15 protein-coding genes are annotated in these 22,511 nt (G+C 62.9%); 2 read left to right on the top strand and 13 right to left on the bottom strand.

Going from position 1 to position 22,511, the window contains the following annotated elements; genetic code table 11:
- Position 1: 1 nt before the first annotated feature.
- From JFN91_RS11680 to mltG, 4 genes are all read right to left on the bottom strand, one after another.
- Positions 2-2,485 carry a methyl-accepting chemotaxis protein gene (locus JFN91_RS11680; protein WP_199389367.1) on the bottom strand — a complete coding sequence of 828 codons (2,484 nt, stop codon included), beginning with the start codon at positions 2,483-2,485 and terminating at the stop codon, positions 2-4.
- A 92-nt stretch (positions 2,486-2,577) separates the two neighbouring features.
- Positions 2,578-3,711 (bottom strand): ABC transporter substrate-binding protein, encoded by a 1,134-nt coding sequence (locus JFN91_RS11685; RefSeq protein ID WP_199389368.1) that lies wholly within the window; start codon positions 3,709-3,711, stop codon positions 2,578-2,580.
- A 311-nt stretch (positions 3,712-4,022) separates the two neighbouring features.
- Positions 4,023-5,939, bottom strand: a complete 1,917-nt coding sequence (locus JFN91_RS11690; RefSeq protein WP_199389369.1) for a response regulator — start codon at positions 5,937-5,939, stop codon at positions 4,023-4,025.
- Complete coding sequence (gene mltG / locus JFN91_RS11695; protein ID WP_328746905.1) at positions 5,940-6,986, bottom strand: endolytic transglycosylase MltG; 1,047 nt, start codon at positions 6,984-6,986, stop codon at positions 5,940-5,942.
- Between the two features lie 229 nt (positions 6,987-7,215).
- Between mltG and JFN91_RS11700 the strand changes: the two genes are divergently transcribed.
- Positions 7,216-10,617, top strand: a complete 3,402-nt coding sequence (locus tag JFN91_RS11700) for an alpha-amylase family glycosyl hydrolase (RefSeq protein WP_199389370.1) — start codon at positions 7,216-7,218, stop codon at positions 10,615-10,617.
- 89 nt (positions 10,618-10,706) lie between these two features.
- Complete coding sequence (gene scpB / locus JFN91_RS11705) at positions 10,707-11,486, top strand: methylmalonyl-CoA decarboxylase (protein WP_199389371.1); 780 nt, start codon at positions 10,707-10,709, stop codon at positions 11,484-11,486.
- 243 nt (positions 11,487-11,729) lie between these two features.
- Here the strand turns inward: scpB and JFN91_RS11710 are convergent, their stop codons facing one another.
- The 9 genes from JFN91_RS11710 to JFN91_RS11750 all read right to left on the bottom strand — a co-directional run bounded on the left by JFN91_RS11710 (position 11,730) and on the right by JFN91_RS11750 (position 22,350).
- Positions 11,730-11,840: an RCKP-type rubredoxin-like domain-containing protein gene (locus JFN91_RS11710; RefSeq protein ID WP_129127189.1), complete on the bottom strand. Its 111-nt coding sequence runs from the start codon at positions 11,838-11,840 to the stop codon at positions 11,730-11,732.
- Positions 11,841-11,850: 10 nt separating this feature from the next.
- Complete coding sequence (locus JFN91_RS11715; protein WP_199389372.1) at positions 11,851-13,374, bottom strand: M16 family metallopeptidase; 1,524 nt, start codon at positions 13,372-13,374, stop codon at positions 11,851-11,853.
- Positions 13,375-13,527: 153 nt separating this feature from the next.
- On the bottom strand, positions 13,528-15,018 hold the full coding sequence (locus tag JFN91_RS11720) for a M16 family metallopeptidase (protein WP_199389373.1): 1,491 nt from the start codon (positions 15,016-15,018) through the stop codon (positions 13,528-13,530).
- 212 nt (positions 15,019-15,230) lie between these two features.
- Positions 15,231-17,549 (bottom strand): endopeptidase La, encoded by a 2,319-nt coding sequence (gene lon, locus JFN91_RS11725; protein ID WP_199389374.1) that lies wholly within the window; start codon positions 17,547-17,549, stop codon positions 15,231-15,233.
- An 86-nt stretch (positions 17,550-17,635) separates the two neighbouring features.
- Positions 17,636-19,582 (bottom strand): ABC-F family ATP-binding cassette domain-containing protein, encoded by a 1,947-nt coding sequence (locus JFN91_RS11730; protein WP_199389375.1) that lies wholly within the window; start codon positions 19,580-19,582, stop codon positions 17,636-17,638.
- Positions 19,583-19,719: 137 nt separating this feature from the next.
- Positions 19,720-20,052 carry a YajD family HNH nuclease gene (locus tag JFN91_RS11735; protein WP_199389376.1) on the bottom strand — a complete coding sequence of 111 codons (333 nt, stop codon included), beginning with the start codon at positions 20,050-20,052 and terminating at the stop codon, positions 19,720-19,722.
- A gap of 160 nt (positions 20,053-20,212) precedes the next feature.
- Positions 20,213-20,788, bottom strand: a complete 576-nt coding sequence (locus JFN91_RS11740; RefSeq protein WP_199389377.1) for an HDIG domain-containing metalloprotein — start codon at positions 20,786-20,788, stop codon at positions 20,213-20,215.
- A 69-nt stretch (positions 20,789-20,857) separates the two neighbouring features.
- Positions 20,858-21,358, bottom strand: a complete 501-nt coding sequence (locus tag JFN91_RS11745) for a MaoC family dehydratase (RefSeq protein WP_199389378.1) — start codon at positions 21,356-21,358, stop codon at positions 20,858-20,860.
- 50 nt (positions 21,359-21,408) lie between these two features.
- Positions 21,409-22,350, bottom strand: a complete 942-nt coding sequence (locus JFN91_RS11750; RefSeq protein ID WP_199389379.1) for a DMT family transporter — start codon at positions 22,348-22,350, stop codon at positions 21,409-21,411.
- Between the last annotated feature and the right edge of the window lie 161 nt (positions 22,351-22,511).

Consider the following 22,511-nt stretch of genomic DNA (forward strand, 5'->3'; position numbering starts at 1 on the left):
GCTATTCGCTCAGCTTGAACTGTCCCACCAGTTTCTGCTGCTCTTCCGCCAGCCGCGACAAAAGCAGAGCGGAGGAGGCCGATTCCTGCGCGTTCTTGGCCGTGTCCTGCACCACCTCGTTGATGCTCTGGATGTTGTTGCTGATTTCGACGGTGGTGGCGGTCTGCTCCTCGGCCGCGGTGGCGATCTGGTTCACCTGCAGGGTGACCGACCCGATCTGCTGCAGGATCTCCTCCAGGGCGGCGCCGGACTTGGCCGCCTCGACGGTCCCCGCCTCCACCCGTGTGACCCCCGACTGCATGACGCCGATGGCTCCCTTGGTCTGCTGCTGCACCGCCTTGATCATCTCCCCGATCTCGCGGGTCGCGCTGGCGGTCCTCTGCGCCAGCGCACGCACCTCGTCCGCCACCACGGCAAAGCCGCGCCCCTGTTCTCCCGCGCGCGCCGCCTCGATGGCGGCATTCAGGGCCAGGAGGTTGGTCTGGTCGGCGATGTCGTTGATGGTGTTGACGATGGCGCCTATCTGCTCAGACTTTTGGCCGAGGTCGCCGATGGTAACCGCGGAGGCGCGCACCTGCTCGGCGATCTGGTTCATCCCCTGCACGGTCCCCTTGACCACGTCCGCGCCGGCGACCGCGGCGTCGTTGGCCTGCTTGGAGCCGGTCGCGGCCTGGGTGCAACTGACCGCTATGTCGTTGGAGGTGGCCGCCATCTCCTCGCTGGCGGTCGCCACCGTGGCTGCCTGCTCGGCCACCCGTGCCGCGCCGGCAGCCATCTGTTCGGCGGCGCAGGAGAGTTCGGTCGAGGTGGAGGCGACCTGGGTGGTGTTATGCGACACCCGCGAGATCACCTCGTGGAAGTGCACCACGATGTTGTTGATGCTGTTGCAGATGTCGCCGATCTCATCATTGGAGCCGGTCTTGATGCGCTTGGTCAGGTTGCCGCCGGCGATCTCGGCGGTGACCAGCTTGGCATGGAAGAGGGGCTTGGTGATGGAGGCGATGATGCGCAGGCTGATCACCAGCGAGATCAGCACTACCGCCACGGAAACCGCGATCATGACGTAGGAGAGCAGGGTGGCGTTGTCGACCGCGTTGCGAACGCCGGTCAGGATCTGCTGCTGGTTCTCGCCGATGCTCTTCACCTGCTCCTCGCTTCTTTGCGCCTGCTCCCGCGAGATGCCGCGCGCGGACTCCAGCGCCCTCTGCATGGCGGCGTTGCTCCTGATCACCCCGAGCTTGGTGGCCTCTATCTTCTGGATCGAGGACGAGGCACGGCGCACGGTTTCCGAGACGTCGGAGATCTTCAGCGCCAGCTCCTTCTGCCCCGATTCGAGCAGCACCTTTCTGGCCACTGCAATGTTGGTGTCGATCTTCTTGCGGGTCTGGGCCAGGGTGCCGACCAGCCTTCCCACCTCGGCGTCGGTGGCGCTCAGCATGATCTGGCGCACCCCCGAGTTGAGTTCCTTCACGTCGACGCTGATGTTGCTCCCCGACTCCATGACGGTGTTGGCCGCGTTCTGAAAGCCCAGCGACGAGACCACCTTGTTGCGGTCCTTGACGATCTGCAATTCCAAGGTGTCGATGGTGTTGAAGATCTTCCTGCTGTTCTCTTCCAGCGGCTTCATGATCTCGTGCGCCTTGTTGGCGTACTGCTCGGCGTCCGCCTTCTCCGGGTTGTTGAGCATCTCCAGCTTGAGGGCCACCAGCCCACCTTGTTCGGCGCCGATCTGGTTCAGGATGTCGGTGGCTACCCCTTTGACCTCCTTGATGGCCGGGTTGTCCCCCTGGTCCACGTCGATGTTGCGGGTCAGTTCCACCGTGTTCTTCAGGCGCTCCCGGAGCGGCGCCACCTTGAACTTGTTCTTGACCAGTTCCAGGTCGCTCAGGATGATGTTGATGTCCTTGAGCCGGCTTTGCAGGGTGAGAAGTTTCTTGATCGAACTGTTGACCTGGAGGTTGGCGGCCTGCGAGGAGTTGATGTTGGAGAGGGCGCTGCTTCCCATCTGGCTGATCTGCTTGCGCAATCCCGCAACGCTTGCCTCGGCCTTCTGCAGCTCGGAGTTGACCGTGGCGATCTCGTTTTTGAAGAGCGTCATGTCCTTGAGCCGCTGCGAGGCGACCTGGACCACGGTCTTTTCGATGTCGCGCAGCACCGCGGTGTCCACGCCGCTGGAGGCGGCGCCCCCCTTGACGATCTGGTCGTTCAGCTCCTCCATCCTCTTGATGCGGGTGGTGATCGACTCGGAGAGATGGGCCACTTCGTTGGGTTCCGTGGTCATCTCCAGACGCATGAAATCCGCGGAGACCTTTTCCACCGTCTGCTGCAGTTCCAGCATCTTCAGGTGCAGCGGCGTCGATTTCCCGGTCAGGATCTCGATGCTCGACTTGACCTTCGCGATGGAAAAGAGCCCGATGCCGGCCAGGACGGAAATGCCCACGATGGTCAGCGCGATGTTGCCCAGAAGCTTGCTTTTGACGGTCATTGCCACCCCCGGAGTAAGGTTGCAGCACCAACAAAACCGGTGCCGTGCAGGACACGGCACCGGTCACCCGCTCGCCACATTTTTCCTTTGCCCTACTTGAGGGAAACGAGCTTGTCCCCCTTGACCACCTGCAGGTAGACGTTGTCCTGCCCCTGGTGGTTGTCCTGGGAGAAAGTCAGCTTGATCCCCCCCATGTCGGCTCCCTTCATGCTCTCGTAGGCCTGGATGAAGGCGGCCTGCGTGGGCGGGTTGCCCGCCTTCTCGAGGGCCATGATCATGGACTTCGCCGCCATGCACCCCTCCATGCTCACCGAGTTGAAGCCGACGTCCTCGGGGGATTTCTCGATGGCTTCCTTGCACTCCTTGGTGATGGGGAGCGACAGGTCATCCAGTTCGGGCACCACCTGGCTCATGATGATCCCCTCGGCGGCCCCCGGTCCCACCGCTTTCACCAGGTTCATGCCGCCGGCGAACGAGCCGGAGGCGAGGTAGGCGCTGACCCCTTCCTTGCGCGCCATCTTGATGAACTCCGCCCCCGGCTTGTAGACGGCGCCGACGATGACGGCGTCGGGCTTGCCGGCCATGATGCTGGCAAGGCCCGCGGTGACCGCGACCGTGTTCCTCTCGAACGAGCCCTTGGAGACCAGGCTCAGGCCATGGCGCTTCACCGCGTTCTCGGTGGAGGCGAGGATATCGGTGCCCAGGCCGTCGTTCTGGTAGAAGACCGCAAAGCGCTTGGCTCCCTGCTTCACCAGCTGGTCGACGATGCGGTCCACCTCCTGCTGGTAGCTCGCCCTGATGTGGAACACCTCCCGGACTACCGGGGTGCGCAGTTCGGTCGCGCCGGTCCTCGGGTTGATGTAAGGGAGCTTGTATTCCTTGACCACCGGGAGGCTCGCCACGCAGTTCGAGGTTCCCACCGACCCCACCACGGCGAAGACCTTCTGCTCGTCGGCCAGCTTGAGCAGGCAGTCGATGGTCTTGTCGGTCAGCATCTGGTCGTCCAGGGCGACCAGTTCCACCTTCCTGCCGTTAACGCCACCCTTGGCGTTGACCGCCTTGAAGTAGGCCTCGACGCCCACCTTCATCCCCCGTCCGGAGCCCTTGTTGGCGCCGGTCTGGTCGTTCACCATGCCGATCTTGATCACATCGCCCACCGGCCCCGCGGCATGTGTCGTCGGAGCGAGCATCATCAGCACCACGGTCAGGAACATCATCTTTTTCATGACATCCTCCTTCTTTCGGGTAGGGCCTGCAGGGGGGAGCCGGGCGGTGGGCGGGGAGGATTTCCCCGCGTCCTTGCCGCCTTCGGCGCATGGTCCCCCTGATCGGGCCGCATTAGAAAAACTTTAAAATAATATCCGCTAATGATTGCTTGGCAAGCCGATCTCTTAGCCGGGATCGGTCATTCTCCCATCGCAGTCAGCGCAAGGAGTGGGCGCACATGGTGTAGGGCGGGAAACACATGAAGAAAAAAAAGAAGAGGCCTCATGTGATGAGGCCTCCGGTCGTGGCGTGAAGGTAGAGTAGGAGGCTGTCAGCCGAAGATGCGTTTGAAGAGTCCCTTCTTCTCCGCTTCGCGGCGCTCCTTGATCAGGCGCATACCCCCCAGGGCGTGCGACTGGTGCGGGTTCAGCTTCAGGGCCTTCTGGAATTCACCCTCGGCGAGTCCGTCCCGTCCTTCGTCGAGCAGCATGCAGCCGCGGAAGGCGAAGGCGTCGGCGTTGCGCTCGGCCTGCAGGCTCTTGGAAAGGAGCATGCGGCACTTCTCCAGGGCACCCTGGGAGCGCTGGTTGCCGGGATTCTTGTAGATGGACCAGGCGAGGTAGGCGCTGGTCTGGGCGTCGTTGGGGTCGAGGGTGTAGGCGTCCTGCAGCGCCCGCTCGGCGTTGCCGTAATCCTCCATCTCCAGGAACACCTTGCCCGACTGGAACTGGATGCGCGCCTGCAACTCGTCCTCACGCTTGCCGCCCAGGCCCACGGTGTCGGCGTTGAGCATCTCGTCGTAGCGCTCCTTGGCGATGACGCTGGAAAGCGTGTTGTAGGCGTTGGCGTAGTGGGAGAGCACGTCCTGGGCGCGTCCCAGGGTGTCGCCGGAGAGCTGCATGAACTTTTCCGGGGAGTACTCGCGGGTCTTGGCGAAGTAGGCCTCCTTGAGCGTGGCGAAGCTGAAGGTGCCGGGAGTCATTCCGAAGATCTCGTAGTAGTTCTTGTCCTGGATGGCGGCGTAGTCGCGCTGCACTTCCTGTTCGAAGTCGATTTCGCTCGCCGACAGCGGCGCAGCCATCCCCTTCTTGCCCACCACCAGTTCGATGGATTCCGACACCTCGTCGACCAGGTCCTCGAAGTTGACCGCCTCGGCCCGCCGCTCGGCGACTTCTTCGATGGGGCGGTTGAAAAGGAGTTTCTGCGGGAAATCGGGCTGCTGGTCGGCAACCGGTGCCGCCGACAGGGTCAGCATGCCCAGGCGCGCCAGGAGGTCGAGCAGGGCCGCGCCCCGGGCCGGGGTGGCGCAGTCGGCGAGGATCGCCTGTACCGTTTTCCCCTGGCCGAGTTGCTGCAGCAGGTCGACCTCTTCCGGTCCCATGTTGAGCAGGTTCACCACGCGGAAATATTCGGTGGTGCGTACCGGGCAGAGGGCGCCACAGTTGGCGAGGTACGGGGCAAGATCGAAACTGGCGGTGCCGGCGGCGTGGTGCAGCAGGCGCGGTACGGAGATGGAGGTGAGGGGGAGCTCGATACCGGCAAGGTCGGCAATGAACCTTGGGGCCTGGTTTTGCAGCAGCGCCTCCACGATGGAGCGGAACAGGAACAGGCGGGACTGCTCCAGGAGGTCGTCGTAGCCGATCAGGCCGGCTTCCACGAGCGGCAGGCGCCCGGGGCGGGCCGGCGGGAACTGTTCCAGGTCGCCGCGCTGCAGGTGGCCGGTGGAGACCAGGAACGGGACGAAACTTGGCGACGAGAAGCTGACCGGTTCGCCGCCGACCACGAAGATCCTGGTGCCGCCGCGCAACTCGAGCATGCCGTTGGCGCCGCCGCGGTAGAGCTCCAGGAGCAGTCGGGCGATGTCCTTGCGTGCCGGCCCCTGCTCCAGGGCGCCCTGCACGGCCTTCACGAAGTCGTCTTTGCCGAAGGGCTTCTCCAGGTAGGCCTTGACGCCGAGCTTGCCGGCGGCGCGGGCATACTCTTCGCCGCGGAACACACCTGTCATGATAACCACCGGCAGTTCCTTCAGCGCCGCGCTGCGGCGCACCCGCTGCAACAGTTCTACGCCGTTCATCCCCGGCAGCTTCAGGTCCAGCACCATGAGGTCGAAGCGCTGCGCCTGCAGTAGAGCCAGCGCGGCGTCCCCGCTGGCGGCGCTCTTCACCTGGTGCCCGCGCCCTTCCAGTACGGTGCGCAGCATCGCGGCGAGCTTCTCGTTGTCCTCCACCAGCAGAATGCTGCCCGTCATCTACTTTCCTCCCTGCGCGGCCGCGGCAGGCGCCTTGAGGTACTTTTGCACCGCCTGGTTGTGAGACGAGAGGTCCTTGGAGAATTGGTGGCTGCCGTCACCGCGCCCGACGAAATAGAGGTAGGGGACCGCGGCGGGATTAAGCACCGCGTCGATGGCGTCCTTGCCCGGGTTGCCGATCGGGCCCGGCGGGAGGGCCGGGATCAGGTAGGTATTGTACGGCGTCGGTTTCAGGATGTCCTCCCTTCTCACCTTGCCGGCGAAAGCGCGCACGCCGTACAGCGCGGTCGGATCGCTCTGCAGCCGCATGCCGATCCTGAGGCGGTTCTGGAAGACCGCGGCTATGAGCGGCTTCTCCGCGGGGAGCACCGCCTCCTTCTCCACCATGGAGGCCAGGATGAGCAGCTTCTGCACCGGGACCCCCTTGGCCTTAGCCCGGTCGTCCACCGACTCCTTCAGGAATGCCTGCTGACGCTGCACCATTTCGCGCACCACCTCAAGCTCCGTCTTGCCCGGCAGGATGTTGTAGCTCCCCGGGAAGAGGTATCCTTCGGCGCTGGCGGCGTCGATGCCGAACTCCTTGAGCAGCGCGGAGTTGCGGCAGGCGGCCAGGAAGTTGTCCTTGGCGAAGATGCCGCGTTTCTCCAGCATTTCAGCGACCTGGTAGCTTGAGTACCCCTCGGGGAGCGCAAAGATGCGCTGGTACACGTCACCGCTGATCATTTTGGCCAGGATCTGGCCCGGGCGCATGCCGTCGTCGAACTGGTAGTAACCCGCTTTGAGCCGGGCGTCGCCACCTTTGAGGCGTGCGTAGAGGGTGAAGAGGCGGGCGCTGGAGAGGATGTGGCGCGCCTCGAGGTCGCCGGCCAACGCTTTGAGCGGGCGCCCCTTGCCTAGTTCGACGATCTCCACGCGTTTGCCGTCACCGGGAGGAAACAGCAGGAACCGGGAAAAACGGGTGATGGGTACCAGGGTGACTATCAGCAGCAGTGCAAGGCAGAGTTTGCGCTGCCGCCGGAAGATATCTTTGAGGCTGGAAGCTAAGATGGCACTATCCTATGCAACACGTTGCTTTTGCTAACTCAGCACTAGGTTTAGGTGAAATCGGCAACAGTGTCAAGGCCAAATGCCAGTGCGGGCCGAGGTAGAAAAGGTGGTTTGTGTAATTTAATAATATTTTTTTTAAAGACAGTGGGGCATTTCCAATGTATCATATCTAGCCGTGCCGCTCGGCCCGGAGCGGTCCACCACTACAGTTGGGCAGACGAGGTGCTTGATGAAGCAGAGGTTTATTAACTCCGATTATTTCCCGTTTCAGATCCAGATTTCCGCAGCCTGTGGCGATCGGGTCGCCCTGCGCGCCATGCTCCAGGAGCTCGGGGACGTGCCCGGCATCATCTACGCGCGCCGGCTGGCCGGCAAGCTGAACAAGCAGCTGGCACCGCACGAGTCGGCCATCATGCCGGGATTGCTACATCTTTATTCCATTCTGAGCCGGGTGTACCGGTACGTTATGGGGCAGTACTGCACCAACCAGCAGCCCGGGATCCTGGCAGCCGCCATGGCCCAGGCGGGTTATCCCGAATTCGGCGGCGATGCGGAGACGGCGCTGCAGCGCTTCATGGAACTGTTCCCGTCGCAGCAGATGGTTGTGGGCAGCGACACCCCACAGGGGTTCATAGCCGGTGATGACGAGGAGCGCAGCCGGCGCCAGGCACTCGCGGCGGAATTGCTGCTTATGCTGTTAAACGGCGAGAACCGGGCTCTGGACCAGTTCCGCCGCCTGTTCGACGCCTCGCCACTGGCCGAGTCATCCCCCTACCTCAAGGTGACCTCGGAACTGGACCGCCGCCTGGCCCAGGCGCCCCCCTTCGAGCCGATGGGCGTTTCCCTGCCGGAGTTGCTGAGGGCGCCGATGAAGGCGGCCCCGGACTCCCTTTCCGGGCAGATCGCCTACATCCGCGAACACTGGGCGGCCATCCTCCCCCCCGAACTCCTTACCGAGCTGGTCACCGCGCTGGACATCGTCTCCCAGGAGGGGCGCGCCTTCTTCGGCGGCCCCGGCGAACCCAAGGTGCTCCGCTTCGGCCGGGGCGCCCGCGGCGGCGACGAGTATCCTGAATACGAGCGCTTCTCCCAGGACGCGGACTGGATGGCCAACGTGGTGATGATCGCCAAGATGGTGTACGTCTGGCTCGGGCAGCTCGCCAAGACCTACCAGACCGAGGTGCGCACCCTGGACCAGATCCCGGACGCGGAGCTGGACCGGCTGGCCGGCTTCGGCTTCAGCGCGCTCTGGCTGATCGGCGTGTGGGAGCGTTCCCCGTCGTCGCAGCAGATCAAGCGCATCGCCGGCAACCAGGAGGCGATCTCCTCGGCCTACTCGCTTTACGACTACGTCATCGCCCACGACCTCGGCGGCGACTGGGCGCTGGACAACCTGCGCCAGCGCTGCGCCGCCCGCGGCATCCGCCTGGCGAGCGACATGGTCCCCAACCACACCGGCCTCTACTCCAAGTGGACCGTCGAGCACCCGGACTGGTTCATCCAGCTCGATTACCCGCCGTACCCCGACTACCAGTTCAACGGCCCCGACCTTTCGCCGGACGGGCGCATCGGCCTGTTCATCGAGGACGGCTACTGGGACAAGCGCGACGCGGCGGTGGTGTTCAAGCACCTGGATCGCGGCAACGGGCGGGTGCGCTACATCTACCACGGCAACGACGGCACCTCCACCCCCTGGAACGACACCGCGCAGCTGAACTACCTGATCCCCGAGGTGCGCGAGGCGGTCATCGGCACCATCCTCCACGTGGCGCGCCAGTTCCCCATCATCCGCTTCGACGCCGCCATGACCCTGGCCAAGAAGCACTACCAGCGCCTGTGGTATCCGCTGCCGGGGCACGGCTCGGGCGTCCCCTCGCGCGCCGAACACGGCATGGACCGGCCGAGCTTCGACGAGGTCTTCCCGACCGAGTTCTGGCGCGAGGTGGTGGACCGTGTGGCGGTGGAGGCGCCCGACACCCTGCTGCTGGCCGAGGCCTTCTGGCTCATGGAAGGGTACTTCGTCCGAACCCTCGGCATGCACCGCGTCTACAACTCCGCCTTCATGAACATGCTGAAGATGGAGGAGAACGCCAAGTACCGGCAGACGGTGAAGAACGTGCTCGAGTTCGAGCCGGAGATCCTGAAACGGTTCGTGAACTTCATGAACAACCCGGACGAACGCACCGCCGTGGAGCAGTTCGGCAAGGAAGGGAAATACTTCGGCGCTACCGTGCTCCTGGTCACCATGCCCGGCCTCCCCATGTTCGGCCACGGGCAGATCGAGGGGTTCCACGAGAAGTACGGCATGGAATACCGGCGCGCCTACTGGGACGAGCCGGTGGACCAGCAGCTGGTGGCCCGCCACGAAAGCGACATCTTCCCGCTCATGCGCCGGCGCCACATCTTCTCCGGAAGCGAGCAGTTCACGCTGTACGACTTCTACTCCGGGCACAGCGTCAACGAGAACGTCTTCGCCTACTCCAACCGCAACGACGGCGAGCGCGGCCTGATCCTGTTCCACAACGCCTACGCCTCTACGGCCGGCTGGATCCGCACCTCCTGCGCGGTATTGAGGAAGAACGCCTCCGGCGGCACCTCGCTGGCGCAGACCACCCTGGGGGATGCGCTGAGCTTCAAGCGTGACGGGCGCCATTACTACAGCTTCCGCGATTACGCCTCCGGCCTGTGCTACCTGAGAAACGGACGCGACCTCTGCGACCAGGGGCTCTACGTCGAGATGGGCGCTTACGAGTACCATGCCTTCCTCGACTTCCAGGAGATCTACGATGACGACTACGGCACCTGGGGGGCGCTCTGCCACCGGCTGAACGGCGCCGGCGTCGAGAACCTGGACGAAGAGGTGAAGAAGGTGCGCTACGGCGCCCTGCACGAGACGTTCAGGTTGTTCCTCGCCAAGGCGGGTGTGGTGCTGCAGGAACCGGGCGTCGCTCCGCAGACCCGTATCGCGCCGCTGGAGCCGCTGCTGGCCTCCTTCTACAAGACCTTGGCGCCGGAGGCACCGGAAAAGGCGCAACGTACCCTGCTCGGGCTGTTCGGCACGGAGTTCCTGCAGGCCCTGCAATCGATCCAGGAAGGGGCGCTGCTCCCCGCCGAGTGGCTTTTGCTGTGCGCCTTCCAGGCGCTGCACAGAACGGGCGACTTGACGGAGACTGAGAGCGTGCAGCTGTTCGAGGAATTCGGGCTGGTGCACCCGCTGGTGCAGGTCTTCCAGACCCTTCCCCCGGCGGACCCGGAACAGGTCGTCGATCTGCCGCCGCGCGCCTTCGGCAAGCTGCTCGGGCTCCTGCTGCGCCACGAGGCGTTTCTGGCCAATTGCCGCACCATCGGCGCGACCCGCTGCTCGGCCGCCCTCTTCTCCGACCCCGCGACGGCCCGGTTCCTGTTCCTGCATGAAAGCGGCGGGGCGCAGTGGTTCAACAAGGAACGTTTCGAGCTGTTGGTGGACTGGCTGGCGCAGGTTGAGCCGTACGCGAAGGTTCTTGCCGAGGCCAAGGTCGGCAAGGCGCAGGAACTGCCGGCCCAGGCTGTGGCCAACCTGATGAAGGAGAGTGCGGCGGCGGCCGGTTACCGGCTCGACCAGCTAATGAAAGTTTTGCAGACCGGTTTCTGATTTTTGCCAGTTACCTGTTAAAATCAGAGCTGGCGCTTGATCATCCGGAGCGCCCTTATCTATCGCATAATGAAAGAGAGGGGAGAGCAATGGCGGTCATCAATACGGCACTGCAGGACAACGTTGGAACCATCACCTTCAACGACCCCGAGCACCGCAACATGCTCAGCGGCGCGCTCATCGATGAGATGCTGCAGTCGATCGGCGCGCTGCAGAAGGGGAGGATGAGGGTGCTGGTGATCCGGGCCCCCAAGGGGTCCAAGGTCTGGTCGGCCGGGCACGACGTGCACGAGCTGCCGCTACCGGGACGCGATCCACTTTCTTACCACGACCCTCTGGTGACCGTGCTGCGCTCCATCCAGAGCCTCCCCATCCCGGTCATTGCCATGATCGAGGGGAGCGTCTGGGGGGGCGCCTGCGACCTTGCCCTGTCCTGCGACATCCTGATCGGCTGCCCCAGCTCCTCGTTCTGCATGACGCCGGCGAAGATCGGCGTCCCCTACAACGTCTCGGGGATCCTGCACTTCATGAACATCATGGGGGTCAACTTCGCCAAGGAGATGTTCTTCACGGCGGAGCCTCTTTCGGCGGAGCAGGCGAGCAAGGCGGGGCTTTTGAACCACTTGGTCGAGGCGGACCAACTGGAAGAGTTCACCTACAGCATGGCCCACAAGATCACCAAGAACAGCCCGCTCTCCATCGGTGTGATCAAGGAGCAGATCCGGCTGCTGGCGAGCGCCCATCCCCTCTCGCCGCTCACCTTCGAGCGGGTGCAGGGACTCAGGCGCACCGTCTACGACAGTAAGGATTACGCCGAAGGGATCAAGGCCTTCCTCGAGAAGCGGCCGCCGGTGTTTACCGGGGAGTAACCCGCTCCCGGTGTCACTCCCTCTCCCTATGGGAGAGGGTAGGGGTGAGGGCGTTGCACCAGGCACATACTCCCTTCGTGGCGAGGCCCCTCACCCGGCCTTCGGCCACCCTCTCCCAGAGGGAGAGGGGACATAGACACATGAAAAGCCCGACCAGCGCATTGCCGGTCGGGCTTTTCATGTTCAGGGAGGCGTCCTGTAGGGGCGAATAATCATTCGCCCTTTTGCAAAGCACCGCCTCTGTTATTCCTCAGCCTTCTCGAAGTTCCCCTTCTCCTGGCACTGCGGGCACTTCTGCGGCTTGCAGCGACCTTCCTTGGTGAATCCACAGCTCTTGCATTTCCACGTTGCCATAACTTCCCTCCTATTTGTTGTTGTTCAGCTTGATTTCCTGCACCTTTCCGAACTTGGAAAGCGGCTGGTCGAACTTCTTCTCGTCCCCGACCACCACCAGTTTCATGGCGTCGGGGCGCAGGTACTGCTTCGCCACACGCAGCACGTCGGCGCGGGTGACGCGGGCGATGTTGTCACGGTAGTTTTCCAGGTATCCCTTGGGATAGCCGTAGAACTCCAGGCGCGCCTGCTGCGCCACCACTGAACTGCTCTTCTCGAAGGCGAAGATGAACGAGTTGATGATGGAATCCTTGGCGAGCTGCAACTCAGCCTCGGAGACCTCGGCCTGGGTCATGCCGGTGATGATCGACTCCAAGAGCTTGATGGTGCGCGCGGTCGACTCCACCTTGGTCTCGGTCTCGGCTATGAACGGTCCCTTGAAGCGGCGCCCCGGATCGAAGTAGGCATCCACGTTGTAGGCAAGCCCCTGGTTGGAGCGGATCTCCTGGGTGAGCCGCGAGGTGAAGCCGCCCCCCAGGATGTAATCCATTACCTTGATGGCGTATAGATCCGGGTTGTTCTTGTCGATGCCCAGGTGCCCCATGCGGATCACCGACTGGTTCACCTCTTTTTGCACGTGCAGCACCGCCGGGGTCATCTCCTCGTTCGGCTTGGGCAGCACCGGGAAGGGGGCACTCTGGTTGGGCCAGTCGCCAAAGAGCGCCTCCAGCTTCTTGAGCAGTTCGGCCCGGTCGAAATCGCCGGAAACGGCCAGGATCATGTTGGCCGGGTAGAAGTAGCGCTTGTGGAAGGCGATCAGGTCGTCGCGGGTGATGGCGTTCACGGTGGCGACGGTCGGGATGCGCCCGAGCGGGTGGCCGGCGTAGATGGCGCGGGTCAGTTCACGCCCGGCTACCCCTTTCGGGTCGTCGTTCTGGCGCCTGATCCCTTCAATGGCGTGGCTCTTGGCCAGCTCGAAGCGGGCCGGGTCAAAGGCGGGCTCCCGGACCACCTCGGCAAAGAGCGTGAGGGTGCGGTCCAGGTTCCTGGACAACGTGGAGAAGGAAACGCTGGCGTTGTCGGAGTTCATGCCGGACTCGATGGACGAGGCCATGAATTCCAGCTCCCGGTCCAGCTTTTCCGGTGCCGTCTTGAGGGTGCCGCCGCTTCGCAGTGTGGCTCCGGTCAGGGAGGCGAGCCCTACCTTGGCGTCCGGTTCGTAGATGCTGCCGACGTTCAAGTAGCTGGTCAGGTTCACGATCGGGAGCTCGCGGTCAGGCAGCAGGTAAACGACCATGCCGTTTTTCAGCTGCACGCGCTCCGTCTTGGGGATCTGGAACTTGAGTTGCGGGAAGGTCATGGTGCGCGGATTGGCCGGCGCGGCCGGCGCGGCCTGCGGCCACCCCGAGATCGCGTCGAGCTTGGCTTCGGCAATGGCGCTGGACCTAAAGGCGTTGGCCTCGGATGCTGCGCAACTGAAGGCAAGCAAAAGGGCGAAGGCGGCGAAACGAGCCTGGTTGAACCTGCTGAACAAGTGATTGCTGATTGAAGTCATTACTTACACTCCCCTTCTGGGCAGATAGTATCCCTCATATGTGGCTCATCGTTCCCTCCCCAGGAGGGGGAGGGTAAGGGAGGGGGCATGCCGGCTTTCCCCCCTCCAACCTCCCCCCTCCGGGGGGAGACTATGTGGACGAAGACCCCGGCGTTACTGCGCAGCTTCAGCCTTGGTGAGGTAGCCGACGTTGCGGTTCTGGCGCGTGAAGTACTGCTTGGCCACGCGCATCACGTCCTCGGGCGTGATCTTGGCCACCTTCTGGCGGTGTTCGATCAGGTAGCGCCAGGTTCCCGCGATGGCCTCGTACTCGGTGAGGTTGCGGGCCAGGCCGCCGTTGGAGGCCATCTGGCGGGACTCCTCGAACTCGAGCTGGTTCAGGATCTGCTGCAGCTCCTCGCGGGTCATCGGCTCGGTCTTCAGGCGCTCCAGCTCCTGGTAAATCGCCTGCTCGACCTCGGCCACCGTGTGCGGTGCGCGCGGCGTCGCATTGATGATGAAGAGGTTGGGGTAGCGGCTCCCCGGCGCCCCGAAGGACGAAACCGAGGTGACCAGCTTCTGCTCCAGGACCAGCTTCTTGTACAGTCGGGAGGTGCGGCCGTTGGTGAGCAGCATATCGATGACGTCGAAGACGTAGTCGTCGGCCGCGGGGAGGGTCGGCTTGTGGTAGCCGATCATCAGCTCGGGCTCGGCGTCGCCGATCACCTCGGTCCGCTTCTCGCCGGACTGCTCGGGTTCCGTGACCGCCACTGGCGGCACCGGGGTCCCCGGCTTGATGGCGCCGAAATACCTCTCGACCAGCGCGACGGTCTTCTGCGGATCGATGTCACCGACGATGGCCACGATGGCGTTATTGGGGGCGTAGTACTTGTGCAGGAAGTTCTCGGCCTTGGTCCGGGTCAGGTTCTCGATATCGGACATCCAGCCGATGGTGGGCTGGCCGTTGGGGTGCGCGTTGAAGGCGTCGGCGAGGAACGTCTCCCAGAGCTTCCCTTCCGGTTCAGCGTCATAGGAGCGGCGCCGCTCCTCCATGACCACGTTCCGTTCCGTGTAGAACTCGCGGAGTACCGCGTTCTGCATCCGGTCCGACTCGATGGCCGCCCAGAGCTCCAGCTTGTTGGCCGGGATGTTGATCAGGTAGGTGGTGCCGTCCTTGCTGGTAAAGGCGTTGTAGCCGGAGCCGCCGTTACGGGAATAGATGTCGGCAAACTCCTCCTTGACCACGTACTTTTCCGCCTCCTTCTCCAGGGCGGCCAGTTCTGCGGTCAGCTTCTCGATCTTCTTGGGGTCAGCCTGCTCGTGCTTGACCTTCTCGGCCATCAGCTGTTGGGCGGTCGCCTCGATCTTGTCCAGGATCGGTTTCTCCGCGGCGTAGTCGCGGGTGCCCAGCGTCTTGGTCCCCTTGAAGAGCATGTGCTCCAGGAGATGGGCGAGTCCGCGCTCGTCGCTGCGCTCGTCCACGCTTCCTACCTTGAAGCGGATCCATGCTGCCACGGTGGGGGAGTTGTGCCGCTCCACCATCAAAAGCTTCATCCCGTTTTTCAGGGTATGCTCCTGCACCCGCTCGGCCAGCCCCTGGGCGAAGCATGTGACGGCGTTGACCAGGATGGCAAGGGCAACCAGGCATCTTGCTACTGACTTCATGACTACCTCGGCTCGTTGGTTTTAATGTGAAGCGAGAAAAAAGATAACATTTGTCCTTTTGAAGCGCAAGGGGCTTGCAGACAAGAAATCCCGCGGGAGGTGCTCCCGCGGGATTGGGGATGCGGAAAGTAAGGTAACCGGGCGGCAGCCGTACTTGAGGGCCTGGATGAGGGGGACTGGCTCCGCCAGGTGCCTGTCCCCTTAGGGCCGCTCTACTTGAGGGCCTGTGCGAACACCTCGCGGATGTCCTCCACGAAGAAGAACTGCAGCTCATCTTTCACGTTTTCCGGGATATCCTCCAGGTCCTTCTTGTTCTTGGCGGGCGCCAGCACCTTTTTCACCCCGGCGCGACGGGCTGCAAGCACCTTTTCCTTCAGTCCGCCGATGGCCAGTACGCGCCCCGTCAGGCTCATCTCGCCGGTCATGGCGACGTCGCGCTTGGCCGGGCGTCCGGAGAAGAGCGACACGATGGTGGTGGCCATGGTGATGCCGGCCGAGGGGCCGTCCTTCGGTATGCTACCCGCGGGAACATGGATGTGCAGCGTGATGTCGTCGAAGGCCTTCTTCTCGATGCCCAACTCGGTGCAGTTGGCCTTGACGAAGGATAGGGCGGCCCGGGCGGATTCCTTCATCACTTCGCCCAGCGATCCGGTCAGGATCAGGTCTTCCTTCCCTTTCATCTTGGTGGCTTCCACGAAGATGATGTCGCCGCCGCTTTCGGTCCAGGCGAGCCCGGTGGCTACCCCGACCCGGTCCTTCTCGGAGGCAACCTCGTCAAAGAACCTCGGCGGACCGAGCAGTTCGGCTACCGTCTCGGGATCGACCAGGGTCCGCAGCGGCTTCTCCTGGGCCACTTCCTTGGCAATTTTGCGGCAGACGGAGGCAATGTTGCGCTGCAGGTTCCTGACCCCGGCCTCGCGGGTGTAATCGTGAGTGATCCGGTAGATCGCCTCGTCGGTGAATTCCGGCGCCATCTTGGCCAGGCCGTTTTCCTCGACCTCACGCGCGATCAGGTACTTCTTGGCGATGTTCAGCTTCTCCTCGTCGGTGTAGCCGGAGAGGGTGATCACCTCCATGCGGTCCTTCAACGGGGGCGGGATCGGGTCGAGCTGGTTGGCCGTCGTGATGAACATCACGTTGGTCAGGTCGAAGGGGACGTCCAGGTAATGGTCGGTGAAGGAGAAGTTCTGCTCCGGATCCAGCACCTCCAAAAGGGCGCTGGCCGGGTCACCGCGGAAGTCGGCGCCGATCTTGTCCACCTCGTCCAGCATGAAGACCGGGTTGTTGGAGCCGGCCCGGTTGATCTCCTGGATGATGCGGCCGGGGAGGGCGCCGATGTAGGTGCGCCGGTGTCCTCGGATCTCCGCTTCGTCGCGCATGCCGCCCAGCGAGATGCGGATGAACTTGCGACCGAGCGTCCTGGCGATGGACTTGCCCAGGCTGGTCTTGCCGACCCCCGGAGGGCCGACGAAGCAGAGGATCGGTCCCTTCATCTTGTCTTTCAGGGCCCGTACCGCCAGGTACTCGAGGATGCGCTCCTTCACCTTCTTCAGGTCGTAGTGGTCTTCGTTGAGGACCGTCTCGGCCTGGTTGATGTCCTTGTTGTCGGGGGTGCTGGTCTGCCACGGAATGGTGGTCAGATAGTCGAGGTAGGTGCGGGAGACCGTGTACTCGGGGGAGGCGGGGTTGATCCGCTCCAGCCGCCTCATTTCCTTCTCGGCGATCTTGCGGACGTCTTCGGGCATCTTGGCGCTCTCGATCTTGCTCCTGAGCTCGTTGGTCTCGCCCTGGCGCGAATCCTCCTCGCCCAACTCCTCCTGGATCTGCTTCATCTGCTCGCGCAGCAGGAATTCCTTCTGGCTCTTGCCGACCTTCTTGGTGACCTCGGCCTGCACCTCTCCCTTGATCTGCAGCCGCTGCACCTCGTTGGTCAGGTGCATGTAGACCTTCTTGAGCCGCTCGAGCGGGTCGACGGTCTCCAGGAGTTTTTGCAGTTCGTCGATGGGAAGGTTTAGGTAGAGGGCCACCAGGTCGGAGAGGCGCGCGGGGTTGTCGATGAAGTCGATCATCTTCATGACGTCGTCGGGAAGGGGGCGGCCGTAGGAGAGGGCGATTTTCAGCAGGGCGTTGAGGCTGCCGACCAGCGCCTCCGAGACCATGGACTTCTCGGCGAACTCCCGCACCGGCTCGAGGCGCGACAGCGCTACCGGGGTCTGCTGCACGATGGCCAGCACACGGACCCGGATCACGCCTTCAAGGACCACTTTGGCGCCGCCGCCGGCAAGCTTATTGATCTGCACCACCTTGCACAGCGTCCCGATCTCGTGCAGCGCCGAAAACAACTCGCCGGTCGGCTCCTGTTTCAACTTCACCAGGGCGACCAGGTTGTTGAAGAGCACCGCCTCCTCGAAGGGGGGCATGTCTTCCTGTTTCAGGAAGATGGTGAAGACCATGTAGGGGAAGGCAATGATCTCCCGAAGGGGATACAGCGGGACGATCTCCGGCATGTTAATAGTAATGTTCTCTGTCATGGCAGTATTTCCGGATACTTGGGTTAGGGGCGCGAACTGTTAAAGATTACTGGAGAAGCGCCCCCTGTCAACCCGGAACTGCCTGTTTAGATAGCCTCCCACGCTTCGTAGAGAGCGGCGATTTCGGCGCTCAGTTGAGCGTGGCGCTCGCCGGCGATGCGGGCCGCCTCGTGGTTGGAGAAGAACTCGGGCGCCGCCATTTCCTCTTCCAGCTTGGCCAGTTCCCCTTCCGTCACGCCGATTTTTTCCTCGATTTCCGCGAGCTTGCGTTCGCGTGCGCGCTCCTCCTTCTGGCGCTGTTTGTCCAGTTCGCGCTGCTGCTGGCGTGACAGGCGCGGGTCGGAGGTTTCCTCAGCCGCCGGCGCGGTGGCCTTCTCTTCAACTTTGGCCGGGGTTAGTCGCCCGAGGCCGTCCTGACCCGGTGCTCCCGCCGCTCCCGCGGTCTTCTCCAGGTAGTACTCGTAGTCGCCGTAGAAGCTCTCCAGTTTGCCGCCGCCGACCTCGACCACGCGGGTTGCCAGGCCGTCGATGAAATGCCGGTCGTGGGAGACGAAGACCACGGTGCCGCCGAAGCTCTTGAGCGCCTCGAGGAGCACGTCCTTGCTGAACAGGTCGAGGTGGTTGGTGGGCTCGTCCATCAAAAGCAGGTTGGTGGGGCGCAGCAAAAGCTTGGCGAGCGCCAGGCGGTTTCTCTCACCGCCGGAGAGGACGCTGACTTTCTTGTGGATGTCGTCGCCGGAGAAGAGGAAGGCGCCCAGGATGTCGCGCAGCTGCGGCACCATGTCATAGGGTGCGTCGGCCAAGAGTTCGTCGTAGACCGAGCGAGAGGCGTCCAGTTCCTGGGCCTGGTCCTGGGCGAAGTAGTCCTTGATGACGTTGTGACCGTCCTTCACGGTGCCGGAGGTGACGTCGGCGTTGGCCAGCACGCGCATCAGGGTCGACTTGCCGGCACCGTTGTGTCCGACCAGCGCGATCCTCTCGCCGCTCTCCACGGTAAGGTCGACCTGGTTCAGCACCACGTTGCTGCCGTAGGCTTTCACTACGCCGGTGAGTTCCATGACGGTCTTGCCGCTTTTGGGCGCGGAGGGGAAGCGGAAATGGATCTTCTTGCGCTCAGGCGGGAGTACGATGCGTTCGATCTTCTCCAGCTGCTTGATGCGCGACTGCACCATGGCGGCCTTGTCGGCCTTGTAGCGGAAGCGGGAGATGAAGTCTTCCATCTTCTCCACCTCCTCGTCCTGGCGTCGCTTGGCGTCGCGCAGGGCAGAGACCCGCTCCTCGCGCTGGACAAGATAATTGCTGTAGTTGCAGTGGTAGTCGGTGATGGCGTGGTTCCAGACCTCGGCGATCCGGGAGCAGACCTGGTCCAGGAAGAAGCGGTCGTGGGAGACCAGCATCACGGAGTAGGGGTAGCCCTGCAGGTAGCCTTCCAGCCAGTTACGTGCCTCGATGTCCAGGTGGTTGGTCGGTTCGTCCAGGAGGAGCACGTTCGGTTTTTTGAGGAGCAGCTTGGCAAGGGCGATACGCATCTGCCAGCCGCCCGAGAACTCGCCGCATTCCTTCTCCCAGTCGGCGGGGGAGAAGCCGAGACCGGTGAGGACGTTCCCCACCTCGCTCTCCATGGCGTAGCCCCCCTTGAGGCGGAACTCCTCCTGGAGGTGCCCGAAGCGGTCCAGGAGCTGGTCGTGTCCCGGTGCGTCGTGCGGTTCGTGCTCCAGGCGGGCCGTAAGCTCGCCGATCTCCCGCTCGATATCCTGCAGTTCGGACAGTGCCGTCATCACCTCCGCGAAGAGGGGCTGCCCTTTGGCGACGATGCCGTCCTGCGGCAGGTAGCCGACCGTGCCGCCGCGGGTGATCTGGATCTCGCCGCTGCTGCTTTCGACCTCGCCGGCGATGATGCGCATCAGCGTCGACTTGCCGGCGCCGTTCTCGCCGACGAGGCCCACGCGCTCGCCCTTTTTCAGGTGCCAGTTGATCTCGGTGAAAAGCGGTTTGCCCGCGAAATCCTTGGAGAGTTTCTTCAGGTGCAGCATGAATTCTTCCTTCCTATCGGTTATGCGTCAAAACCAAACCATTGGCCACGGAGAAAATCTGAGGAATCATAGGAGGCTGCTTTCCCATATCCTCCCAGACCTCCCAGACCTCCCATAATCTCCCAATGGTTAGGCCTTTACTTCTTGTCTTTGCCCACGAGGTAGTCCGCCAGGATGGTGCGGCTGTGCTCGTCGTCGTGACAGTAGACGCAGAGGTTTTCCCAGTTGCTGCCGTCAGGCGGGTTGTAGTTGTGGTTGCCGTCCTTGTGGTGCACGGTCAAAAGGTGCAGGTTGGACAGTTCGAACTCGCGCCCGCACTTGGCACAGATCCAGCCGTGCATCTTGAGCGATTTCTCCCGGTAGTTCTCGGGACGCTGCTGCTCACCACGCATCTTGCGCACCAGTTCGTCGATCTCCTCGGCGCTCTTGGGCGGCACGTTCCTCGGGCCACGCGGGCGAAATGCGGACATTGGTGATCCTCCTGTATATCTGCGTCGTTGTCCATCTCCTCCCCCCGGAGGGGGAGGAGGGGAGGGGGGAAGGGAGCGGGCAGAAGGCAAAGCCCCCCTCCCTGTCCCTCCCCCTCCGGGGGAGGGGACGCATGAGAAGAGGTGCAGTCTCCTGTTGCGTCTAGAGGTTCCCTTTCAAACCGATGGCCTCGGCCTCGGTCTTCATCCCTTCGATGGTGTCGGCGATCAACTCGTTCAGCTCTACTCCCATCATGGCGGCGCCCTTCTCGATGATGGAACGGTCGGCGCCGGCGGCAAAGGCCTTGTCCTTCCACTTCTTGGTGACGCTCTTCACCGGAAGGTCCAGGATGCTCTTGGAGGGACGCACCAGCGCGGAGGCGGCCACCAACCCGGTCAACTCGTCGATGGTGAAGAGGGTCTTCTCCAGGTTGGTAAGCGGCTCGACGTCGCTGCAGATCCCCCAGCCGTGGGAAACCACCGCGCGGATGTAATCCTCCGGCCACCCCACATTCTTCAGGATTTCCGGCGCCTTGTGACAGTGCTCTTCGGGGTGGCGCTCGTAGTCGATGTCGTGTGCCAGGCCGATCAGGCCCCACATCTCTTCATCCTCGCCGTACTTCTTCGCCATGTGGCGCATCACCGCCTCTACGGCGAGGGAGTGTCGTCTCATCTGGTCGCTGGGCAGGTATTCCTCGACAAGTTTCCAGGTCGCCTCCCTGGTCGGTTTGCTACTCATAAAAGCGTCCTCCGTGATGATTGGTCCAGCCTTGGGATCGTAGTCAAACAAGCCAACAATGTCAATTAGCTAAGCCTTGGGCTCCAGTCGGGCGATCTTGGGCTCGTGCCCCTTCTTGTACACCATCAGCGTCCGTTTGAAGCTGATCACGATGTCTTCTTTCTGGGTGAAGCCGGTGGTCTTGACCGTGACGATGCCGAGGTTCGGCCGCGACTTCGATTCCCGCTTGGCGAGGACCTCCGACTGTGAGTAGAGGGTGTCGCCCTCGAAGAGCGGGTTGGGGAGGGTGACCTCGTCCCAGCCGAGATTGGCGAATACGTTCTGGGAGATGTCGGTGACGCTCTGGCCGGTGACGATGGCCAGGGTGAGGGTGGAATCGACCAGCGGCTTGCCGAACTCGGTCTGCTCCGAGTAGTGCTGGTCGAAGTGGATCGGCGCCGTGTTCTGGGTCAGCAGCGTGAACCAGATGTTGTCCGTCTTGGTGATGGTGCGCCCCAGCGGGTGCGGGTAGACGTCACCTACTTCAAAATCCTCGAAGAACCTGCCGCGCCAGCCTTCCTTGATTGCCATCTCGACCTCCGGTTTTTTCATAGTAGGTGCGGCGTCCGCCGCGCATCATCTCAGTCGGCTGCCGTCTGCGACCTCACGTAGAGGATGAGCCCGACCAGCGAAAGGGCGACGCCGACCATCCCCGCGGCGCCGGGCCAGGCCCCCCCCAGAAAAAGGATCTCGCCCAGCAAGGAAAAGATCACTTCGGCGGACTGCGTCGCGTCGACGGCGGAGAGCTCGAAAGGCGTCGTCGCCAGGTGGCGCGCCTTGTAAAAGAGTGTGGTGGCTATGACGCCGGAGAAGACGGCGACCACTGCCGTATTGATCAACTGTCCGCCCGAAGGGGGAGGCGGCTGCACGCAGAGCGTCAGTATGATCCAGAACGGGATCGAGCCGAGCACCATGATCAGCACCCTGGCGACGCTGTCGTCGAGAACGGCTGAGCTGCTTTCTGGGATCCTGGCAATCTTGCCGTGGCGCGCCTCCCATATCAGTTGGTTCCCCAAGGGATACGCAAAGGCGGCCACCAGTACGGGCACCACGCCCAGAATGGTTTGGCGGATGGAGGCGGCCGAGGCCTGTTCGCAGGTGACCAGGACGATGCCAACGAAGATAAGGGCGGTGAACACGATGCCGCGCATCGGGACGCGTTTGCCGAACAGCAGCAATACCAGCGGCGTGGCGAGGATGGTGGACTGCCAGGTAGTCGCCACCACCCAGCCGGGGGCGAAGGAAGAGCTGAAGGTAAGCAGCGAATAAAAAACACCGAAACCTATGCTGCCGGCCATGGTCCAGAAGCACCAGTTGCTCCGGAACGCGGAGAAGACGCCCTTGAGCAGACGGGACTTGCCGGCGAGCACCAGCCACAGGCTCAGCATGAAGAACATGTAGAAGTAGCGCAGGCCGGCCGTCCAGATCCAGTGGCCGCCCTGCAGGCTCATGGCGCGGTTGAGGACGAAGGTGCTGCTGAAGAAGAGGGCTGAGCAGATTCCGATGAGGATAAGGCGTGTCATTAGTAACCGGACTTGATGGTTTGTCCCTGCTGCTGGCTGGGCTAAATCTCTGTAGCTGAAATCGTCTTGCAGGTAAAGGGAAATCAATCCGTGCTATAACGCGACGCCATCCTCTTGTCCCCTTTGCAAGCCCCTGTTTGTCTCCACGCAGTAAACGGCAC

It is taken from the genome of Geomonas anaerohicana, from assembly GCF_016458305.1.
In the GTDB taxonomy this organism is placed as follows: domain Bacteria; phylum Desulfobacterota; class Desulfuromonadia; order Geobacterales; family Geobacteraceae; genus Geomonas; species Geomonas anaerohicana.

Excerpts from the sequence above, each read along its gene's own strand:
- JFN91_RS11680 (WP_199389367.1), bottom strand. The coding sequence starts at position 2,485 with ATGACCGTCAAAAGCAAGCTTCTGGGCAACATCGCGCTGACCATCGTG.
- JFN91_RS11685 (WP_199389368.1), bottom strand. The coding sequence starts at position 3,711 with ATGAAAAAGATGATGTTCCTGACCGTGGTGCTGATGATGCTCGCTCCG.
- JFN91_RS11690 (WP_199389369.1), bottom strand. The coding sequence starts at position 5,939 with ATGACGGGCAGCATTCTGCTGGTGGAGGACAACGAGAAGCTCGCCGCG.
- JFN91_RS11700 (WP_199389370.1), top strand. The coding sequence starts at position 7,216 with ATGAAGCAGAGGTTTATTAACTCCGATTATTTCCCGTTTCAGATCCAG.
- scpB (WP_199389371.1), top strand. The coding sequence starts at position 10,707 with ATGGCGGTCATCAATACGGCACTGCAGGACAACGTTGGAACCATCACC.
- JFN91_RS11710 (WP_129127189.1), bottom strand. The coding sequence starts at position 11,840 with ATGGCAACGTGGAAATGCAAGAGCTGTGGATTCACCAAGGAAGGTCGC.
- JFN91_RS11715 (WP_199389372.1), bottom strand. The coding sequence starts at position 13,374 with ATGACTTCAATCAGCAATCACTTGTTCAGCAGGTTCAACCAGGCTCGT.
- JFN91_RS11720 (WP_199389373.1), bottom strand. The coding sequence starts at position 15,018 with ATGAAGTCAGTAGCAAGATGCCTGGTTGCCCTTGCCATCCTGGTCAAC.
- lon (WP_199389374.1), bottom strand. The coding sequence starts at position 17,549 with ATGACAGAGAACATTACTATTAACATGCCGGAGATCGTCCCGCTGTAT.
- JFN91_RS11730 (WP_199389375.1), bottom strand. The coding sequence starts at position 19,582 with ATGCTGCACCTGAAGAAACTCTCCAAGGATTTCGCGGGCAAACCGCTT.
- JFN91_RS11735 (WP_199389376.1), bottom strand. The coding sequence starts at position 20,052 with ATGTCCGCATTTCGCCCGCGTGGCCCGAGGAACGTGCCGCCCAAGAGC.
- JFN91_RS11740 (WP_199389377.1), bottom strand. The coding sequence starts at position 20,788 with ATGAGTAGCAAACCGACCAGGGAGGCGACCTGGAAACTTGTCGAGGAA.
- JFN91_RS11745 (WP_199389378.1), bottom strand. The coding sequence starts at position 21,358 with ATGGCAATCAAGGAAGGCTGGCGCGGCAGGTTCTTCGAGGATTTTGAA.
- JFN91_RS11750 (WP_199389379.1), bottom strand. The coding sequence starts at position 22,350 with ATGACACGCCTTATCCTCATCGGAATCTGCTCAGCCCTCTTCTTCAGC.